The organism is Limosilactobacillus caviae, assembly GCF_014635905.1.
GTDB classification, from domain to species: domain Bacteria; phylum Bacillota; class Bacilli; order Lactobacillales; family Lactobacillaceae; genus Limosilactobacillus; species Limosilactobacillus caviae.
In genome coordinates, this window is the sequence record NZ_BMDS01000002.1 from 287,743 (window position 1) to 307,355 (window position 19,613).

A 19,613-nucleotide genomic window follows, 5' to 3' on the forward strand; every position below is an offset into this window, starting at 1 on the left:
ATGAAAGCGCTTGACTGAATTTAGATAAACGTTTATCATATAATCGATTTAAGAAAGGGGTCACTAGCAATGATTACATTTGATGAAAAACAACGTGTATTTCACTTGAAAAACAAGACCATTTCATATTTATTTTCGATTGAAGAGGGAAATCTTCTTAGTCACCTTTACTTTGGACCAGTAATCCGAAATTACCATGGTGAGCGAAAGTATCCTCGAGTAGATCGTGGCTTTTCTGGTAATTTACCGGAATCAATGGATAGAACCTATTCTAAGGATGACTTATTACAAGAATACTCCGGTAACAATACAGGGGACTATCGTGTACCAGCAATTGTTATTAAAGCAGAAAACGGATCACGATTAACAGATTTTCGCTACCAATCATATAAGATTATCCCTGGTAAGCCTAAATTAGCTGGACTACCGGCCTCCTATGTCAAAAGCGATGATGAAGCTGAAACATTAGAGGTCACCTTAGTTGATAACACAATTGGAGCACAACTCGTCCTTTCATATACTATCTATAACGAGCGACCGGTTATAACAAGGAATGCGCGCTTGGTTAATAATAGTAATCAAAAATTGCAAATTGAAAAGATAGCTTCAATGCAATTAGACTTAACTAAGCATGATTATGATGTTATCTCAGTGCCTGGTCAATATGCACTTGAACGGCAACCGGAACGGCAAGAATTACGGCGCGGAATCACTGAATTTTCTAGTCGTCGTAATTCCAGCTCGCACCATATGAATCCATTTGTAGCATTAGTTGATAAGAATACAACTGAATTCACAGGAGATGCAATGGGGGTTCTGCTTGTTTATTCCGGTAACCATCAATTTACTCTTGAAAAAGATCAAATTGACCAAATCCGTTTGCTAACAGGAATTAATGATTACGATTTTGAATGGGTTCTTCAACCAGGAGAAAGTTTCCAAACGCCAGAAGCAATCATGGGCTTTAGCCAGCAGGGGCTGAATGGAATGTCGCATGTCTTCCATAGCTTGCTCCGTGACCGGGTTGCTCGTGGGAAGTACCAATATGCGGATCGTCCGATTGTAATTAATAACTGGGAAGCAACATTCTTTGATTTTGATGATGAAAAGCTTGACCAAATTATTGATGAAGCAAAGCCGCTAGGAATTGAAATGTTTGTATTGGACGATGGGTGGTTTGGCCATCGTAATGATGATAATTCTTCCCTTGGCGACTGGTTTGTTAATCAACAAAAGCTTACTGGGGGACTAAAGCGGGTTGCAGATCGAACTCATAAGAGCGGTATGAAGTTCGGGCTGTGGTTTGAACCAGAGATGATTTCAGTTGACTCTGAACTTTATAAAGAACATCCCGATTATGCCTTGCATGAGCCTAATCGTGGCATGACCCTTTCGCGAAATCAGTTAGTTTTAGATTTTAGCCGGAAAGAAGTAGTTGATAACATCTTTAATCAGATGTGCTTAATTTTAGATAAGGTGCCGCTTGATTACATTAAGTGGGACTTTAACCGAAACTTAACAGAGGTCTTTTCTAGTGCAGCTGACCCTGAACATCAAGGCGAGATTAGTCACCGCTATATTTTAGGGCTATATGACCTTATGGAACGTTTGGTAACCCGCTATCCTAATATTTTATTTGAAGGCTGTTCAGGCGGTGGTGGACGGTTTGATGCCGGAATCCTATACTACATGCCGCAAAGTTGGCCTTCTGATGATACGGATGCGGTAGAACGGTTGAAAATTCAATATGGGACATCCTTAACTTACCCAATTTCTTCAATGACTGCCCATGTTTCTGTGTCGCCTAATCAGCAAACTGGCCGTTCCACAAGCTTTAAGATGCGGGGCGATGTTGCAATGAGTGGTGTTTTTGGTTATGAATTAGATTTAGCAGACTTAACTGATGAAGACCGCCAAATGGTAAAGGAACAGATTAAATTTTATAAAGCTCACCGTCATCTAATTCAATACGGAGATTTCATTCGCCTTGAAAGCCCGTTTGACAGCAATACGGTTGCTTGGGAGTTTGTAAGTCCAGATAAGTCTGAAGCATTATTATTTATGTTTAAACAATTACACACAAATCGTTTTGAGATAAATAATACTAAAATGGCTGGACTTGATCCGACAATTGATTACCATGACGAAATGACGGATAAAACTTATGGCGGGGATGAATTAATGAACGTTGGTTTATTCCGTGACCCAACTCACACAGGAGATTTCCTATCCGAAGTACATTATTTCAAAGGTAAGTAGGTTTAACTGCTTTTAAAAATTAAAGAGAGCGTGAAGACGAGCCATTTGCGGGTTCGTCTTCACGCTCCTTTTAGTTCTTTAAGTTACTATTTTTTAGCTTTAATTAACGCATCAATTGTCCACATCCAGATTGCGTGACCCAAAAACTCAGAAATATGTTCTTCTAATGGTTGGTCCTTTGGTGATGGAACGGTTCCCATCATTGGCATTAATTTAAGATGGAAGAAATCCCAAACTGCAATACCAAATGGGACTCCATTGCCCTTTTTAATCCATGGTGCTAATTGACCGCCGACACTATAAATAACACCAAAGCCAGCAGAAAAGCTAAAGTGAACTAGGTAGCTCACCCATGGTAATTGTTGTCCTGAATAGGTATAAGTGGCATGGGTTATTCTAGCTGGTACACCAAATTGTTCGAGTAATTTTTGTGGCGGGTTTGTTTGGTTACGTTCTGGCGTACGAGGGGGAAGAATATTCTCCCATCCTAACTTAACTAAACCAGCAACTAAACCAGCTGTCACACCGATACCGATTGACTTACCCCAATTAATTTTATTCATATTAATCACCATCCCAAATATGAGTTATCAAATTAATTGTACCAATCTAGATTATAAATTCAATTAATTGAGCTAGCGTAGGTGTCTTTGCCGTGCATAGGATAACAAATCTGTTCCTAAAACATATTCAACGCGTGACAATTCAGTGAAGGATGTACAACCAAGGAGCGCTAATGAACGCTTTACGATTACTTGCCATTCCTCTAATGTTTGATCAAGGGCATCATATCCTTCACGTTGTAAGATGTTTAGGAAGTAACCAGCAACACCGACTGCGCGGGCACCAAGTACACCGGCTTTAATAACGTCAAGGGGGGAAGTTATTCCTCCAGAAGCAATAATCTCTGTTTTGCCCCGCCGAATAGAGTGTGCTTCTAGTAAGGATTCAGGAGTGGTTTGACCCCAATTAAGAAGACTATCGAAATTGATATTATGATTACGTCGATTTTCAATTGCAGCAAAGTTAGTGCCGCCACGACCACTAACATTAATTAGGTGAACGTCATGGGTTTGCAATTTAGCAATTGTAGTTTTGCTCATTCCAAAACCAACTTCTTTAACAATCACTGGAATATCAAGTTCATTCACTAGAAATTGAATGTTATCAAGCCAGTTAAAATCTCGGTCTCCTTCAGGCATGATTAGCTCTTGAGCAGCGTTAATATGAAGCTCAAGTGCGTTTGCCTTTAGAAGTGATATTGCCGCTTGCGCTTGGTCAAGACTAGTACTGGCACTTAAATTAGCAAAAATAATACCATCTGGATTCTCTTCTCTGATTACTTCAAATGAAGAAAACGCTTGAGGATCTTTATTAATAATGCTTAATGAACCGGTAGCCATTGCGAGATGGTGTTTATGTGCTAATTGAGCAAGCTGACGATTGATCTTAAGTGCTTGATCACTTCCGCCTGTCATTGCTTCAATATAAAATGGATTTTCAATTTCGAGATTATCAGCCAATTCGACATGGAGATCAACATCATCGGTGGTCATTTCAGGCAAACTATCATGAATTAAGCGCACTTGGTCAAAATAATGTTGCTGGTGAACTTGGTCATAGTATTTAGCTGCCAAGGAAAGATGTTCATTTTTACGCTGGGCATGACGTGATTCCATCATGGTCCTCCTTTAAGTTATTTAATATATGAAAGATGATTTTTAACGGATGTCTTAAGGCTTTTAGCACTATCAATAAAATGAACTGAAAGAGGAAGCTGCTCAATATGGTTCTTAGTCCAGCTCTTCAAAACATTTCCAAAATTTGAATTACTATCAATTGCGACAATTCCGCAATCACCACCGCCAGCACCAGAAGTTTTTGCTGCGCCACCAAAGGATTCCGCAATTTGACAAAGCTTTGCCAATGCTTCTGTTTCAATATTTACTCCTGAGTTAGTGCCAAGCTGTTTTAACAGGTCGCGATTATAACGAATTTCGTTTTTGATCGCCTCAAGGTCTTGCTGATGAAAACCGTCAACCATTCGTTGGATACAAGACTTACTCTTCTCAAGAAAACGCTGGTATTCACTTTGACGACGGGCCTTAAAGAGTGAAATCTTATCAACTAGTTGGGAAGTGGAAGCTGGTTTCCCAGTCCACCCAATTAATAGTTCTAGATTTTTAGGCGCCTTTAACGATTCAATATCAAGGTCAGGCCAGGGTAGGTCAATAATTGTTTTTAAATCTAAATACTTACGTTGTTGTGCTAACCATTGACGGTCAAATGAATGATAAGAAATCCATCCGCCATATACGGAAGCAGCTACATCACCAAGTGAACCGTTACCTTGAACTTCAAAGTGGGCGATTGCCGCTAATTTAAAAATCTGGTCCTTATTAACTGGCAGGTTATAGAAGTGGCAAAGGGCCTTAACGGTTGCTACCGTAACAGCTGCTGAAGATCCTAAACCATATTTTCTGCCATTAGCGCTGTCAAGCTGACTATCGATGTGAATATTAAAAATTCGCAAATCACGGCTAAAAGTTCGTGCATATTCTTCTGTTACTTTAATCGCTGAAAGAATATAGGAAAATGGGTTATCACGCTTGTCAACAACCATTTGATCACCGCGTCTCCGCCATGAAAGCTGATCATTATTATATTGGCGGCTGATAATTTGGCCGACTTCCTCAGCACTTTCTTCAATAGTACAAGTAACGAATTGATCTAATGCAACTAAAATAGCCGGATAACCATTTTCAACAACGGCATATTCACCGGCAATATACAATTTACCTGGTGCTTTTTCAGTAATCAAAATTTAAAGTCCCCTTATCATTAAATTTTATTCATTCCAAATTTTTATTCCGGGTCCCGGTTGTGAAACCACCAACCGATCATGACCAATAATATTGCTTAATTTAGTAACGATTTTTTCTCGGTTCATACGGTCATAGATAACTTTTACATTTGGACCGGCATCCATCGTATAATAGCAGTTTATCCCATTATTACGCAAGTCCTGAACTGCCTTAATAATGGTTAGTGTTTCGGCATTAAAGTAGGTAAATCCAGGATCGGCAGACAGTGTTAGCGCATGCATTCGCAAAGCATTTTCTTCGGCAATATGTCCGATTAGGTCAATATCTTTAGCTTTGATTGCTTTTTTAATGGCGGTCATATCCCGAGCTACCACTTTTCGCCAAGCATCATAGTAAGGTGAAGTGGCAACACTAGATTGCATTCCAGACCGGCTTGAGATTTTTTTCTTCTTGGTATTGACTAACACTGCTAACATTTCAATAGGGAAATCAACGTCTTCTAAAATTGGTTTGGCAAATGATGATTGATCATCGGTTCCTTTTTGCCATTCCACTAAGCCACCATAGATAGACCTAGTGGCAGAACCAGAACCACGACGCGCTAAACGAGAAAGATCACGGGACGATAATTTTAATCCCGCGGCAGAACTAGCTGCTCCTGCAAGCGCGGCAAAAGCTGATGCAGATGATGCAAGGCCAGCAGCAGTAGGAACATGATTGGTAGAATTAACCTTTGCAAAATAATTAATTCCGCTCAGTTCCCGCACAAGATTTAAAATATGAACAACTTTTTTAGCATCCTGCTGATCAAGCAATTGTTTGTCAACGTAAACTTGGTCGGAAGTGAGCTGATCGTCAAAGTTTACGGTGGTTGTCGTATAAAATTCGTTAAGCGTGAGGGAGAGACTATCTGTTTGCGGAATGATTAGTTCTTGATTTTCTTTTCCCCAGTATTTGACGAGCGCGATATTTGTATGTGCTTTTGCTGTTGCCATTAGTCATTACCTCGCTTATCAAGTGGTTGAAGCCAAACTTGTTGTGCTCCGTTTTCTTTTAAAATACTTGCCAGTCGACGAGCACCCATCGCTGTTCGTGCAAGTGCAATCATACAGCCACCACGGCCACCACCGGTTAATTTAGCACCTAATGCGCCATTATCTCGTGCAATATGGATTAAATGGTCTAACGAAGGATCTGATACATTGAGTGCTGCCAAATCGGTTTGTGCAAAGTTAAGTGCTTCTCCTAAATGTTCAACGTCATTTTTAGCTAAATAGTTCTTAGTTTGATTTACTAATTCGCCAAGATGGCTGATACGGGTTTCAGCATATTCTTTATTAGTTTTTAGTTCATCTTTAACGGCAGTAATTGCCTCTTTAGTAGCGCCTTTTATTCCGGTGTCTGCAATAACTAATGAAGCGTCTAAATTCATTTCGATTGGGACGCCAATTCGACCTTTGATATAAAAAAGCGGCTTTTCAGAACTAACGGTAGCCGCATCTAAACCTGAGGGACTACGGTGGGTAACTTGTTCCTCAATGTCAGCAAGCTGAAGCAGTACTGTTCGATCGAGCGGTTCATCATAGTAATCAAAAGATGCACGAATGATTGCAATCGCACTTGCTGCTGAAGAACCCATACCGCGTTCGGCAGGTAATTGACTTTCAACGGTTAAATCCCAGCCTCTTTCTTGAGCATTAAACCGAGCAGATAAAGCTTCAACTAATTTTTTAATCCCGGCCATAGAGGATGGTAAATTCTCTAAATCACCATGGTAATACCGACTTTTAATAATTTGCTGGTTATCTTGGCGACTAGTTAATGTAGCAGTTAGGCGGACACTTGGCAATGGAAGGGCAATTGCTGGTTGACCGTATACTACGCTATGTTCTCCCATTAAAATGATTTTCGCATGGCTAGTACCAATCCCTTGTTGTTTCACCATCGTAACCTACTTTCTACTTAAAAATTCAAATTTAATCATAGCATAAAACATTGATTCTAGCTAAAAACGATTACGGATGTTACCAAATCTAAATATTTTGCTATGAAAATTTATGGACTATGTAAAAATGAGAAATTTATAGTAGAATGGTGTATTATTTACTTTAGAATATTTAGTAATTTTGTATATTATAACTTCGGAGAAATATGGTGATATTGTGGCACAGCGTAGTAGTCAGCGCATAAAGAAGCGTGATAAAAAAGCGCCAATCTACTCAGTTGTTGACTTAGAAACAACAGGAACAAATGTTAATCACGGTGATCGAATCATTCAAATTGGGTGTGTTCTTGTTCAAGATGGCAAAATCATAAATCACTTTGAAACAAAGATAAATCCACGAGAGAAGATACCGCGCTCGATTGTCCAATTAACAGGGATTGAAGACAAAGATGTCCGCAAAGCACCCTTATTTGAGGATGTTGCCGGTACAATATATAGTTTGCTAACGGGGACAACATTTGTGGCACATAATGTTAATTTTGATTTTCCGTTTTTAAATGCAGAATTGGAAAGAGCCGGTTATCCCTCATTATCAATTCCAGCAATAGATACAGTAACTCTCAGTCAGATTCTTCTGCCAACAGCAAAAAGCTTTCGGTTACGTGATTTGACAAGTTCACTGCATATTGAACACGATCATCCGCATAGTGCCGTATCAGATGCTGAAGCAACAGCAGAACTGCTTAATGATCTGTTAAAAAAAGTCCAAGCTCTTCCTACGCTTACACTTGAGAAGCTTTCGCAACTGAAGCTTAATTTACCGCAACAAACGGCAGGCGTTTTTGATGCTGAACTACAGCAACGGCATAAAAAACCACGACCATTAAGTGAAGAATTGTATGTTTCTCATGGAATCGTTCTTCATAAGTCGCGTCCGATAACCGCAACTGGCAAAAGAGAAGCATATAAATATCCTTCAACTAAAAAGGCTAAAGAAAAAATATATCGCGATGCCTTGAAACTACGGCCTATTCAGGCAAAGATGATGAATAGTATTTACAATAACTATACTCATGATGAACCTAAAAATATGATCGTTGAAGCAGGTACAGGTGTTGGTAAAACATTGGGCTACTTATTCCCGCTAAGTTATGCTGCTTATCCAAATAAAAAGATCGTGATTAGTACCGCAACTAATGTTTTACAACAGCAAATTATTGACACTTCAATTGCACAATTAAATAAGGTTCTTCCTTTTAAGATGAATAGTGTCATTATTAAAGGAAATCACCATTATTTAGACCTTGCACGATTTGTCCATTCTTTAAGCGTAATTGAAGATTCAAAGCTTGTTCAATTATTAAAAGCTAAAATTTTAGTTTGGCTATTATCAACCCAGACTGGCGATTTAGATGAACTTAATTTGAATTCCCAACAGTCACCTTACTTTACTGAAATTCGTCACCAAGGTGTTCGGACCCTTAATTCATCAAATGCTTTCTATCATGATGATTTTCTAGTTCGGCGTGAAAAGCGTTTGCACCAAGCGGACATTATTATTACCAATCATGCTTATCTCGTAGCCCATGCTCAAGACCTAGGAGATGGAACACGGCGTCCTTACTTAGTGATTGATGAGGCACAGCACTTAAGCGAAAGTATTTTGAAGCGTTCTCGACGAACATTTAATTTCCAGCGATTGCGGACAGCTGTTCATGTGATGTCGAATTTAGTTAATAATGGGAGCGATCGTAATTTAACCGATATCTTTGCTGAGCAAGCATTGGGGAGTTATAATGTTGAACTGCTTCGGGGAGATTTGAATGCGGTTGAAGAAGCAGTAGATCTCTTTCAACAGGCTCTTTACCGTCAGTTTATGGCAAATTCAACTGGTAACCCGGATAATGAACTTATTGAGCAGCCGCTCCGCAATGACCAAGTAATGGAAGTCTTAGATATTGGCGGACCGATCATGATGAAATTAGAGCAGGCACTAAGTAGTGTTCAGTTGCATTTCTCCGCTTTAAGCCATCTTTTTACTAGTCAAAGCGATCGTTGGTTACTAAGTGATCGTTACCTAATGAGTCAATTTCAAAGCCAATTAGCAAAATTAATTGAAGCAGATCAAACATTGAATGAGTTTAGTGACACCCTGCAGCAACAAGGGGATGCAGCGGCTTTTTGGATAACCATCCGCCAATCAACTGAACAAAGTACTTTACAGCTTAGTGGAGGTTTATTGGAAACAACGCATTACTTAACTAAAAATGTCTATCCTTATTTTGCTCAACCGCTATTTGTAGGTGCTACGCTTTTTACATCGGCACGGTCACAATATTTATACAATCAATTAGATCTGGATCGTAATAATACATTAACTAGACGATTTGCATCGCCGTTTGATTACCAGCATAACGCAAAGCTGCTAATTGCTGAAGATGCACCGGTTCCTAGTGCACAGAACAATATTGACTATATTAAATATCTTAGTAATACGATTTATCGGTTGACTAAAAATGCGCGGTATCAAACAATGATCTTATTTAATTCCCTAGTAATGATTGAGCAAGTTTATAGTCAATTAAGGGAAACAGACTTATTTGATCAACGTGATATTTTAGCGCAGGGGATTACGGGTAACCGCGATAAAATATTAAAGCAATTTAGTAGCGGCCAAAATTCCATCTTACTAGGGGCATCGAGTTTCTGGGAGGGGATTGACCTTCCTAGCTCGGCATTGGAGCTGCTAATCATTACAAGATTACCATTTGACTCACCAGATGAGATTATGAACCGTGCCCATAATAAGTTGTTGCAGCAACAAGGGAAGAATCCTTTCTATCATTCAGAACTACCAAAAGCAACGATGCGGTTACGGCAGGGGATTGGTCGCTTGTTAAGAACAGAAGAAGATCGTGGTATTGCAATTGTGCTTGATCCGCGGCTGAAAACTAGACGCTATGGTCAGACCATCCTCAATAGTTTGCCGGCTGATTTGCCAGTTAGCGCACAGAAAACGAGTGAGCTTATAACAACAACGCAAACTTTTTTAATGGGTAACGGTAATGAAAAAGTTAAATAAACTTTATCAACTTTTATTTAGTTATTTCTGGTATAATCAAAACGATTGCCAAGCAAGGTCAAAAAAGTAAAGAATAAGAGGGAATTATATGCAGAGTCGACGAGAAGTTCAACGTGAACAGAGTCGTGGTTCCTCGATGCGGACGATTCGTAACCTTTTAATTGCGATCCTACTAATTTTATTAATCGTATGGAGTGTATTTGCTGTTAGCAGCCAGCCACGAAATGCGGCACGCCGACAAACTATATCGCTTGCGGAAAAATATGCGCATTTACGTTCGCCTGATCAGTTTTATATTTATAATCGGGAAAGCACTTATTATGCAATTAGTGGTAAAAATCAGAAAAATCAGCCTATTCTCGTCATCGTTCCACAACATGGCGGTAAGATTAGAGTATTAAAACAATCATCTGGGATCACTGCTGCTGAGGCACGAACAATGACTAAGGAAAATAGGAAGCCACGCGAAATCTTAAAAGTTGCTCCAGGAATATTTAATGATAAGACGGTCTGGGAAGTTACATATCGTAACCAAAAAGGAAATTTATGCTACGATTTGATCAATTTTAAGACTGGACAATATGTTCAAAATATTAATAATCTTTAGTATAAATTAGGACTGATAATTTTATGGAGGCTGGGATTACTCAGTCTCTTTACTTTTGCTGAGAGTGATGTAAAGGAGTTGATCAAATGGCAGATGTTGACTTATTACAGCATTATTTACAAGCTGGTGAAACGAATATCAGCAATTTATTATTGCACCATTATAAAGAATTAGGGATGACAACTTCACAGTTTGTACTTTATCTGCAATTTAAATCTTATCAAGATCGGGGGATAATGAACCCTGATGTAAGAACTATTGCAAAAAATTTGGGGACAGAAGAACGGCAAGTATTTGAACAGCTTCACCAAATGATGACAAACCACTTAGTAGAGCAAAAAATGCGGAAACTAGATAATGGTAAAGAAGATGCAATATATGATTTTTCTTTACTAATAAATAAATTAGTACTACTAAATGAGAATGATAACGAATTATCTATTAAGGTTGAAAATACTGCCACACGAGCCGAAACATTTAATCAGCTTGAAGCAGAATTTGGGCGACCGCTTTCATCAATGGAACTGCAAATTGTTAATGACTGGCTTGATAAAGATAATTATTCCGCAGTAATGATTAAGCTGGCACTGCGACAAGCGGTAATGAATAGCGCCTTAAATCTCCAGTATATGGATCGAATCCTTCAGAGTTGGAATCGTCAAGGGTTGAGGACCGAACGGGATATTGGTGAGCATGAAAAGCGGTTTGAGCAGCGAAAAGCATCAGGACAAAAAGCAATAAAGAAGACATTGGGAAAGCCTAAAATACCAATTTATAAATTAGGCGAATAAAATAATTTAATATAAGGGTGGTTGACATGGAAAAATCTTCTTCTCAGGTAATGAAGGGAATTATATGGGCAGCAGTTGCGTCTGCAATGTGGGGGATTTCTGGAACAGTCCTTCAGTTGATTTCACAAAATTTAGCCATTCCTGCCACGTGGATGCTATCTATGCGGACATTCTCAGCAGGGATCATCTTATTAATAATTAGTGTAATTTTATATGGAAAAAAGATTTTTAATGTGTTTAAAACGCGGGCAACTGCGATTTCAGTTATTAGTTATGCCATCTTAGGATTAATGGCTAATTTACTAACTTTTTACTATGCTATTCAAACGGGGAATGCATCAGCAGCTACGATTCTCCAATATCTTTCGCCGCTATTTATTGTGCTTGGCGGAATTATTTTTATGCATCGCCGCCCATTTAGAAGTGATATTATTTCGTTTGTTATTGCTTTAATTGGGGTTGCATTATGTATTACACGCGGGAACTTTACACAATTAGCATTACCGCTTGTTTCGTTGCTGTGGGGGTTAGGTTCAGGGATTACTGCCGCTTTTTATGTTGTATTGCCGCAACGGGCTGCCGATGAAAATCCGCCGATTGTTGTTTTAGGTTGGGGAACAATGATTGCAGGAATCCTATTTAATTTATATCGGCCATTTTGGGTTAATCCACCACATATTTCTACAACATTGGTAGCATCGGTTGCTACTGTGGTACTGTTTGGCACAATTCTGCCATTTGGAATTTTACTCCACGCAACTAAGTATGCTCCATCAGATGTGGTTAGTATTATGGATGCTGTTCAGCCAATTACAACTTCGATATTAAGTGTCATCTTCTTCCATCTGAACCTTAATTGGGCAGAAATTTTAGGTATTGTTTTAGTTATCATTGCCGTTTATGTCTTACAGAATGGTCGAAGAAAACATACGATTCATTATTAAAAGAAAATGAAAAAGGACTCAAAGCTTCTCCAGAGTACTGGTTGAAACTTTGAGTCCTTTTTAGCTGCAAATTATTTATTAAATAATTATTGTGGAGTAGCACTTGGCTGTGTTGCTGGTGCAGAGGAACTAGAACTAGCTGCTGAGGTGCTACTCGATGATGAAGATTGACTAGAGCCATTATTTCGTTCTTCTGCTCGGCTTTCACTACTGCTTGAGGAAGAACTTGATGAGCTTGATGACGACTCGCTGGAACTATTAGAAGAACTGCTATTATGATTGTCTGATGTGTCTTCGGTATATTCAAAAGCCCATTTAGAGTCACGAATGACCAGTTGACGCTTACCTTTAACACGAACTGCTTCAACTGTATCAGGCATTGTCCAATCAGAAGCATGATTTTGACTATCAAGATACTGCATTAGATCTTTGTAAAGCAATTGCGCTGATTTTACATATTGTTCAGAGATACTGCCACCTGGTTCAAGCGGGTGATCATATCCCGTCCATACAGCAATTGAATAGTTCTTCGTGTAACCAGCCATCCAGGAATCCATAACGCCAGATTGTCCTGAGTTGCCTGGATAGTTAGTTGTACCAGTTTTACCAGCTTGATTTACACCATCAATTTTGGCAGCAGTCGCACTACCTTGAGAGTCTGTAAATACTCCTTTAAGCATATCGGTAATCATGTAGGCAGTTGCCTTATTCATTGCCCGTTGACCCTTAGGATTGAATTGCTTTACAGCGCCATCTTGTGTAGTAATTGAATTGATGTAGTAAGGCTTATAGTAAGTACCGCCATTAGCAAAAGCCGCGTAGGCAGCAGAAACTTGAAGAGGAGAAATATATAAGGCAATCCCATTTTGTAAGGTATATGGTTGCTTTTGAGAAATTCCTAAACCATCTAAAAAGCTAGTGGCACGTTTAATTCCAACGGCTTGTAGTGCGCGGATAGCCGGGACATTTCGTGATTGAACCAGGGCATCACGCATTGTCATTGTTCCTTTATATTTCTTATCAAAGTCATGTAAGACAGTATTAGTACCAGGGAATACAAACCGTGTATCAGCGATTGATTTAAATGTTGGCCATTGAAGGTATTCAATAGCAGGCCCGTAATCCATTAATGGCTTAGCGGTTGAACCAGAGCTTCGATTGCTTTGAACAGCTCGATTAAGTCCATAAACAACATTACCTGTATGACGTCCGCCAAGCATTGCGATAATTTGCCCGTTGTGGGGATCAGTGACCGCAACCCCCGTTTGCATTTTATCGCTTTGGAACTGTACACCGCCATTTGCAGCATCGTATAGGTGTTGTTGAGCATCTAAGTCTAAATTAGTATGAACTTTTAACCCATCACTATAAGGGTTATATCCTTGTGCCTGAAGATCTGCTAAAACTTGTTTTACGTATGGATCAACAACTTTTGCTTTAACAGCAGTGCCGCTACCAGAAATATTACCATGGTCTGGGTCTAACCCAGCAGTAACGCTTTCACTAGCAGCCTGGTTAGCTTGAGCCTGGGTAATATAATTGCTCCGTACCATCGCATTTAGAACTTCATTTCGCCGTTGAGTGGCGTATTTAGTATTACTTACTAACGGGTTATAGTAGGTTGGTGACTGTGGCATCCCGGCGAGGAGTGCTAATTGTGAAAGATCGAGGTCGTTTAAATCTTTTCCGTAATAATATTGAGCGGCAGTTTGCATTCCATAAATCCCATTTCCCATATATACCTTGTTAATGTAAAAACCGAGAATTTGATTTTTGCTAAAGTGACGCTCAACGTTGATTGCTAACCACGCTTCCTGGGCTTTTCGCTTTAACGTTCGATCTGATGCAGCAGTAGAAAAGACGGATAATTTAACCAATTGCTGGGTTAAAGTACTTCCCCCCTGCATTCCGGATGAACGGCCAAAAATATTAGATGTCGCAGCACCTAAAATACGAATGGTATCAACACCGTGGTGCTTATAAAAACGACGATCTTCAATCGAAACAACGGCATTTTTAAGTTGCTTTGGAATTTGATTGTTCTTAGCATATTCACGTTTTTGTGCTCCTAAACGGGAAATTACTCGATTTTGATCATCATAAATAGTCGTAATGCTTTGACTTGTTAAATCATTTCTACTAATTTTAGGAGCACTTGATGCATAGTAGAAAAATAAAGCTGCACATGCAACCATTAGTAGGACGACAATTCCTGCTACCCAAAGCAGAATTTTCTTTATTAAGCCGCCAACATTGCGTTGTTGATTGTCATTGTTGTTATTGTTATGACGCTCACTACGCGTTGACTGATTATCATTTGACATAGTAAACTCCTTTACGCTTTTGCAGCAATTATTTTATCAACAGCATTTAAATATGGTAAACGCGGATTAAGTTGATAATGAATTTGGTAGCCTTCGTTAGCTATATCTGCTCGTAAAATTGACTTACGTCCGCCGTTTTGCTGCTGATCCCAGTATTTAAACAGGTTTGAAGCGGGAAGCAAATAAAGCAGGTCAAGCTCAGTGAACTTTATGAAGGCAAAACAAATTCCTCCCTGTGCTACACACTCACGCATATGTTGAATCTGATGAGGATGGAAGTTCTTTAATGGAAAAGAATTTTTATTACGTGTCTCTTTTGCATCAAAGTCAATATAGTACCCTCGATATACGCCATTATAGTCTGTTGTAGATGGCCGACGAAAGTAAGCCTCCCGAATAACGGCTGCACTTCGTTTTGGATAGTCAACCTTAACTAGTTGAACTGGCGTCGGCTTCTTATGAATTACGGCAATATGGCGCGATAAATAATACTGATTACTATGATTGATTTCATCTTCAAGCGACATCCCACGCTTAGCATAGATAGATTGATGTGGTGTCGGTAATTCATTATGTGTATTATAGTGTTGTACAGGTTGCTGACCATTGGGATAGTGAATGGTCACGATAATCACTCTCCTAACTAGAGCTATATTATACCAGACTACTTGCCTGATGATTGATACAAGATGATTACAAGTTTTTAGTAAGATTATTGTTATAACGGTGACTGCTAACTGATATAGTTCGGAGGCGCTTCAACTTATACCTTAAAATAACTGTAATTATGATGGAGGAATTTATGAAACGAGTATGGATTACGGGTTATCGCAGTTATGAATTAAATGTTTTTAAGGATAATGATCCAAAGGTAAAGATAATTAAAGAAGTACTAAAAAAATCTTTAAAGGCACGATTAGAACAAGAAAGCGATGAGTTTTGGGTGATTTCTGGTCCGCAAATGGGAGCAGAAAGGTGGGGGATTGAAGTTGCACTGGAATTGAAATTAGAGTTTCCCGAAATCAGAACAGCATTAATGCAGCCATTTGCCGAATTTGGCAGTCAATGGAATGATAGTAATAAATTAAAACTTACAAATATTGCTCAACAAGTTGATTTTTCAGCGGACGTTTCAGATAAACCATATCAATCACCACAACAATTGCGAAACTACCAGCAATTTATGCTCACCCATACCGATGAAGCAATTTTACTTTATGATCCAGAATTTGAAGGAAAAACAAAATATGACTATCAGGCAATTAAAAGATATGAGGAACAGGCTGACTACTCCCTTGAATTAATCGACTTTGATGAGTTACAAGAGGAAGCCGAAGTCTGGGAGGAACGTCAACGTGAAAAAGGCGGATTTTAGTCTTGCAATTTGTTTGAGGTTTGGTATTATAGTTAGTGGACTACGCAAACTAAACAATTGAGGTGTTTAAGTTGGATAACATAAAATTTACTCCACAAGATATTTTGCATAAGCAATTTAAGGAGAGAAATATTGGCAAAGGCTATGATGAAGCGGATGTTGATGCTTTCTTAGATGATGTTATTAAAGACTATGACACCTATAATAAGGAAATTGAACGTTTAAACGATGATAATGAACGTTTAAGAGCTAAGGTTGACGAACTTAATCGTCAAGTAGAAGTAGGTTCTTCTATGAGCAGTCAGACTGCTTCTCGTCAACCAGTATCAAGCGCTACAAATATGGATATTTTAAAGCGCCTGTCTAATCTTGAACGGCGAGTATTCGGTTCTCAATTAGACGGTAATGAAAACAATAATGACTCACATTTGCTTTAGTGCGTGTCATATAGTTTATTAATAGTTATTGCAAGTTTTGGGTAATTGAGCACAGCTATGTGTTGTGTTAGGAAGGTCCATGCTCGCACAGGCTGCGATGCCTGTAGTGTTTGTGCTCGCTGAAAAAATAAGGCGGGGCACCATTTATTTGGTGACGGCGGAAAAACAGACTAAGGTTTTAACTATGTCTTAGTATTCCTGAAAAGTGCCACAGTGACGATACAGTATTGGAAACAATGCTGGTGGAACGCGGTAAACCCCTCAAGCGGTAAACCCAAACTACGGTAGGGGAGCTTTGGATAACGAATTGAAGTGATTCCAGGGGAGAGTATTTTATACTCTGAGATAGATGATTACCTCGATATAATTTTGCCTGATAATTATATTACGACAAAACATGGCCTACAGATACTTGCATACAGGCACCCGGGTTCGCTCGGGTTTTTTTATTTTAAATTTTGTCACATACTATTTGGTGGTTAAATCAAATTTAATTTTCTACTGATAAATGAATTGCTAAGAGATTTTAACTATATAAAAGCAAAAATAACAATAGTTTTTAAATAACTATTTCAATTATTAACAATACAGATTATAATAGTGTAGGAATAAATTAAAAGTAGCTTTTTAGAAAATAGTTATCAGATGATTAATAATATAGGTATTAAATTTAGGGAATTATGAATAAGAAAATAAAAATTGTATATATGTCATTTTCTGGGAATGTTCGCTCATTCACTCACCGTCTCCAAGAGTATGCTACTCAGCAGCACCACTTAAATAATGAAAATCCAATCATTGAACTGCTAGAGCTTTCCGAAGATACTATTCCGACGAAAACCGAGGATGAGTTTTTTGTGATTTTACCAACTTATATGGTTGGAGGAACCAGGTTCATGCCAACTCTGACAGAAATTTTGACAACTCCGATGAGAGATTATTTGGAGTGCGATGAGAATGTAGAACGTTGCTTAGGATTAATTGGTAGTGGTAACTTAACGCTTGGAAAAATGTACGTTATAACCGCCAAAACTTATGCTCATGATTATGATCTACCATTATTATCAGCATTTGAATCACGTGGCACTACTCGTGATATCGAACGGATTTATAAGACCTTAAATGAAAAAGCATTTGGATAAAATTCCAGATGCTTTTATTTATACACGTCTTCTTTTTATTTTGCGACTAATATAATGTAAAATAGATAATTAGTAATATTGACTTAAGGAGAGTTTAATGTGCAAACATATCAGTTAATTGCTACTGCAGCTTCAGGTATAGAGGCTTTAGTAGGTAAAGAATTACGAAATCTTGGCTATGAGGTCAAGGTTGAAAATAGCCGTGTCCGATTTCAGGGGACGATGAAAGATGTTATTCGGACCAATTTATGGTTACGGACTGCTGACCGCGTGAAAATTATTGTTGGTGAGTTCGATGCTCGTTCATTTGAGGAACTATTTGATCGGACAGAAAATATTGCTTGGGAGAATTTGTTACCTGTAGACGCAAATTTTCCGGTTGAAGGGAAGAGTCATAATTCTCAGTTACATAATGTTCCAAGCGTGCAGGCAATTACTAAAAAAGCGATTGTTCAGCGTTTAAGCAAGGTTTATCATCGGCGGACTCGTTTGGCAGAAACAGGGGCTACATATCCTTTAGAGGTTGCCATCAATAAAGACCATGTGTTATTAACGCTCGATACTACTGGTGAAGGACTATTTAAACGTGGCTATCGAAAAAATAAAGGTGGTGCTCCGCTTAAAGAAAATATGGCAGCGGCCTTGGTAATGCTTGCTCACTGGTTTCCTGATAATCCCTTTGTTGATCCAGTATGCGGGTCTGGAACTATCCCGATTGAAGCAGCCCTGTACGGTCATAACATTGCTCCCGGAATCAATCGTTCATTTATTAGCGAACAGTGGGTAAACCTGGTCCCAGATGGTTTGTCTGATGAGGTACGCGATGAGGCAGATGCATTAGCTGATTATGATATTGAACTAGATATTCATGGATATGATATTGACCAAAATATGATTGATATTGCGCAGGAAAATTCACGTGCCGCAGGGTTAACGCATGATATTACATTTAAGCAGCTTGCGGTAAAGGATTGGCATACTACTAAAGTTAATGGGGTTATCGTTGCTAATCCGCCATATGGTGAACGATTAAGTGATAAGGAATCAGTTCATGAACTTTACCGGCAAATGGGTGACCTTTATCGTCCTTTAACTACGTGGAGTAAATATATTTTGACAGCTGATATGGAGTTTGAAAAGTATTATGGTGCACAGGCAACTAAACGCCGTAAACTTTATAATGGAGCCTTGCGAACTGACCTTTACCAGTATTGGGGCAAAAAAGATCGTTCTAAGTTCAAAACGTTGAAATAGCAAGGGGTTCAAGTAATTTGAGCCGCCTTAAATAAGTGTGAGGGGTACACAGGGGGCAAACTAATATATTTAATTAAATAAAAATTTAGCCCTGATAATTGCTGGAGGTTCTTCAACAATTATCAGGACTTTTTGGCTTAGTTAAACTGCTCTTGAAGCTATATTAATCATCAGTAGCCCATCAGTTATGTGAATGATATAATTAAGACTGTATTTTCTATATCAAAAAAGGCTATTTTATTTTACGGAGTGCTTGATTGGCAAGATTATGAGCACCGTGATTTTGCTGCTCTGGAATCCATTGAGTAACAACTGTTGTAAAGTTTTGCAACAGGTCATTAAGCTTATTTAATTCATTTTGGTAATGTTTTGTATAATTTTTGCCGATTGCATCGCTTAAAATCCGACTATCAGTATAAAATAAAACTGTTTCATTTTTACTAAAATGATCACTTAGATATTTAAATCCAAATTGCGCTGCAGCAAATTCGCCATGGTGGTTATCCATCATTTGTAATTCTGCCGGAGCTGCGAGCTGTATTTGCTCATGATTAGCAATAATTACAACTCCTAATCCAGTAGGACCGGGATTACCCTTGGTAGCAGCGTCTGTATAAATTTTAATCAT

The 19,613-nt window shown here is 38.7% G+C and carries 17 protein-coding genes and 1 other RNA gene; 10 read left to right on the plus strand and 8 right to left on the minus strand.

Annotated features, from left to right (window positions below):
• Positions 1 to 69: 69 nt before the first annotated feature.
• Positions 70 to 2,259 carry an alpha-galactosidase gene (locus tag IEU90_RS04145; RefSeq protein WP_153709648.1) on the plus strand — a complete coding sequence of 730 codons (2,190 nt, stop codon included), beginning with the start codon at positions 70 to 72 and terminating at the stop codon, positions 2,257 to 2,259.
• A gap of 86 nt (positions 2,260 to 2,345) precedes the next feature.
• Here the strand turns inward: IEU90_RS04145 and IEU90_RS04150 are convergent, their stop codons facing one another.
• Genes IEU90_RS04150 through mvk form a run of 5 tightly spaced genes read right to left on the minus strand, consistent with a single transcriptional unit; the run spans position 2,346 to position 7,029 of the window.
• Complete coding sequence (locus IEU90_RS04150) at positions 2,346 to 2,834, minus strand: DUF1440 domain-containing protein (RefSeq protein WP_153709647.1); 489 nt, start codon at positions 2,832 to 2,834, stop codon at positions 2,346 to 2,348.
• A 60-nt stretch (positions 2,835 to 2,894) separates the two neighbouring features.
• On the minus strand, positions 2,895 to 3,941 hold the full coding sequence (gene fni, locus IEU90_RS04155) for a type 2 isopentenyl-diphosphate Delta-isomerase (RefSeq protein ID WP_163704060.1): 1,047 nt from the start codon (positions 3,939 to 3,941) through the stop codon (positions 2,895 to 2,897).
• Positions 3,942 to 3,955: 14 nt separating this feature from the next.
• Positions 3,956 to 5,080: a phosphomevalonate kinase gene (locus tag IEU90_RS04160; protein WP_153709645.1), complete on the minus strand. Its 1,125-nt coding sequence runs from the start codon at positions 5,078 to 5,080 to the stop codon at positions 3,956 to 3,958.
• A gap of 27 nt (positions 5,081 to 5,107) precedes the next feature.
• Positions 5,108 to 6,079, minus strand: a complete 972-nt coding sequence (mvaD, locus tag IEU90_RS04165) for a diphosphomevalonate decarboxylase (RefSeq protein ID WP_153709644.1) — start codon at positions 6,077 to 6,079, stop codon at positions 5,108 to 5,110.
• Positions 6,079 to 7,029, minus strand: coding sequence for a mevalonate kinase (gene mvk / locus IEU90_RS04170; protein WP_153709643.1), 951 nt, complete (start codon positions 7,027 to 7,029; stop codon positions 6,079 to 6,081). The genes mvaD and mvk overlap by 1 nt, the downstream gene beginning before the upstream one ends.
• Positions 7,030 to 7,246: 217 nt before the next feature.
• On the opposite strand from mvk, the gene IEU90_RS04175 reads away from it, so the two are divergent.
• The 4 genes from IEU90_RS04175 (at position 7,247) to IEU90_RS04190 (ending at position 12,453) form a co-directional block, all read left to right on the plus strand.
• The gene (locus tag IEU90_RS04175; RefSeq protein WP_188357768.1) at positions 7,247 to 10,111 is read left to right on the plus strand and encodes a helicase C-terminal domain-containing protein; all 2,865 of its coding nucleotides are present in this window, start codon (positions 7,247 to 7,249) and stop codon (positions 10,109 to 10,111) included.
• A gap of 88 nt (positions 10,112 to 10,199) precedes the next feature.
• Entirely contained in the window at positions 10,200 to 10,718 is a 519-nt protein-coding gene (locus IEU90_RS04180; protein ID WP_153709641.1) for a cell wall elongation regulator TseB-like domain-containing protein, read from the plus strand.
• Positions 10,719 to 10,804: 86 nt separating this feature from the next.
• Complete coding sequence (locus tag IEU90_RS04185; RefSeq protein WP_153709640.1) at positions 10,805 to 11,509, plus strand: DnaD domain-containing protein; 705 nt, start codon at positions 10,805 to 10,807, stop codon at positions 11,507 to 11,509.
• Between the two features lie 26 nt (positions 11,510 to 11,535).
• Positions 11,536 to 12,453: a DMT family transporter gene (locus IEU90_RS04190; protein WP_153709639.1), complete on the plus strand. Its 918-nt coding sequence runs from the start codon at positions 11,536 to 11,538 to the stop codon at positions 12,451 to 12,453.
• An 86-nt stretch (positions 12,454 to 12,539) separates the two neighbouring features.
• Here IEU90_RS04190 and IEU90_RS04195 read toward each other — a convergent pair whose 3' ends face one another.
• Together IEU90_RS04195 and recU are read right to left on the minus strand one after the other, a co-directional pair.
• A complete protein-coding gene (locus IEU90_RS04195) occupies positions 12,540 to 14,777 on the minus strand; it encodes a PBP1A family penicillin-binding protein (protein WP_188357769.1) in 2,238 nt (745 codons plus the stop codon).
• An 11-nt stretch (positions 14,778 to 14,788) separates the two neighbouring features.
• Positions 14,789 to 15,403 (minus strand): Holliday junction resolvase RecU, encoded by a 615-nt coding sequence (gene recU, locus IEU90_RS04200; protein ID WP_188357770.1) that lies wholly within the window; start codon positions 15,401 to 15,403, stop codon positions 14,789 to 14,791.
• 176 nt (positions 15,404 to 15,579) lie between these two features.
• Between recU and IEU90_RS04205 the strand changes: the two genes are divergently transcribed.
• The 5 genes from IEU90_RS04205 (at position 15,580) to IEU90_RS04225 (ending at position 18,985) form a co-directional block, all read left to right on the plus strand.
• Positions 15,580 to 16,152 (plus strand): SLOG family protein, encoded by a 573-nt coding sequence (locus IEU90_RS04205; RefSeq protein ID WP_153709637.1) that lies wholly within the window; start codon positions 15,580 to 15,582, stop codon positions 16,150 to 16,152.
• A 71-nt stretch (positions 16,153 to 16,223) separates the two neighbouring features.
• Positions 16,224 to 16,589: a cell division regulator GpsB gene (gpsB, locus tag IEU90_RS04210; protein ID WP_153709636.1), complete on the plus strand. Its 366-nt coding sequence runs from the start codon at positions 16,224 to 16,226 to the stop codon at positions 16,587 to 16,589.
• Between the two features lie 33 nt (positions 16,590 to 16,622).
• An RNA gene (rnpB, locus tag IEU90_RS04215) (RNase P RNA component class B) lies at positions 16,623 to 16,999 on the plus strand.
• A 297-nt stretch (positions 17,000 to 17,296) separates the two neighbouring features.
• Positions 17,297 to 17,731 carry a class Ib ribonucleoside-diphosphate reductase assembly flavoprotein NrdI gene (locus IEU90_RS04220; RefSeq protein WP_229723584.1) on the plus strand — a complete coding sequence of 145 codons (435 nt, stop codon included), beginning with the start codon at positions 17,297 to 17,299 and terminating at the stop codon, positions 17,729 to 17,731.
• Between the two features lie 99 nt (positions 17,732 to 17,830).
• Positions 17,831 to 18,985, plus strand: coding sequence for a THUMP domain-containing class I SAM-dependent RNA methyltransferase (locus tag IEU90_RS04225; RefSeq protein ID WP_188357771.1), 1,155 nt, complete (start codon positions 17,831 to 17,833; stop codon positions 18,983 to 18,985).
• Positions 18,986 to 19,217: 232 nt separating this feature from the next.
• On the opposite strand, the gene IEU90_RS04230 is transcribed toward IEU90_RS04225, so the two are convergent.
• Positions 19,218 to 19,613: a ribonuclease HI family protein gene (locus IEU90_RS04230; protein WP_153709634.1), complete on the minus strand. Its 396-nt coding sequence runs from the start codon at positions 19,611 to 19,613 to the stop codon at positions 19,218 to 19,220.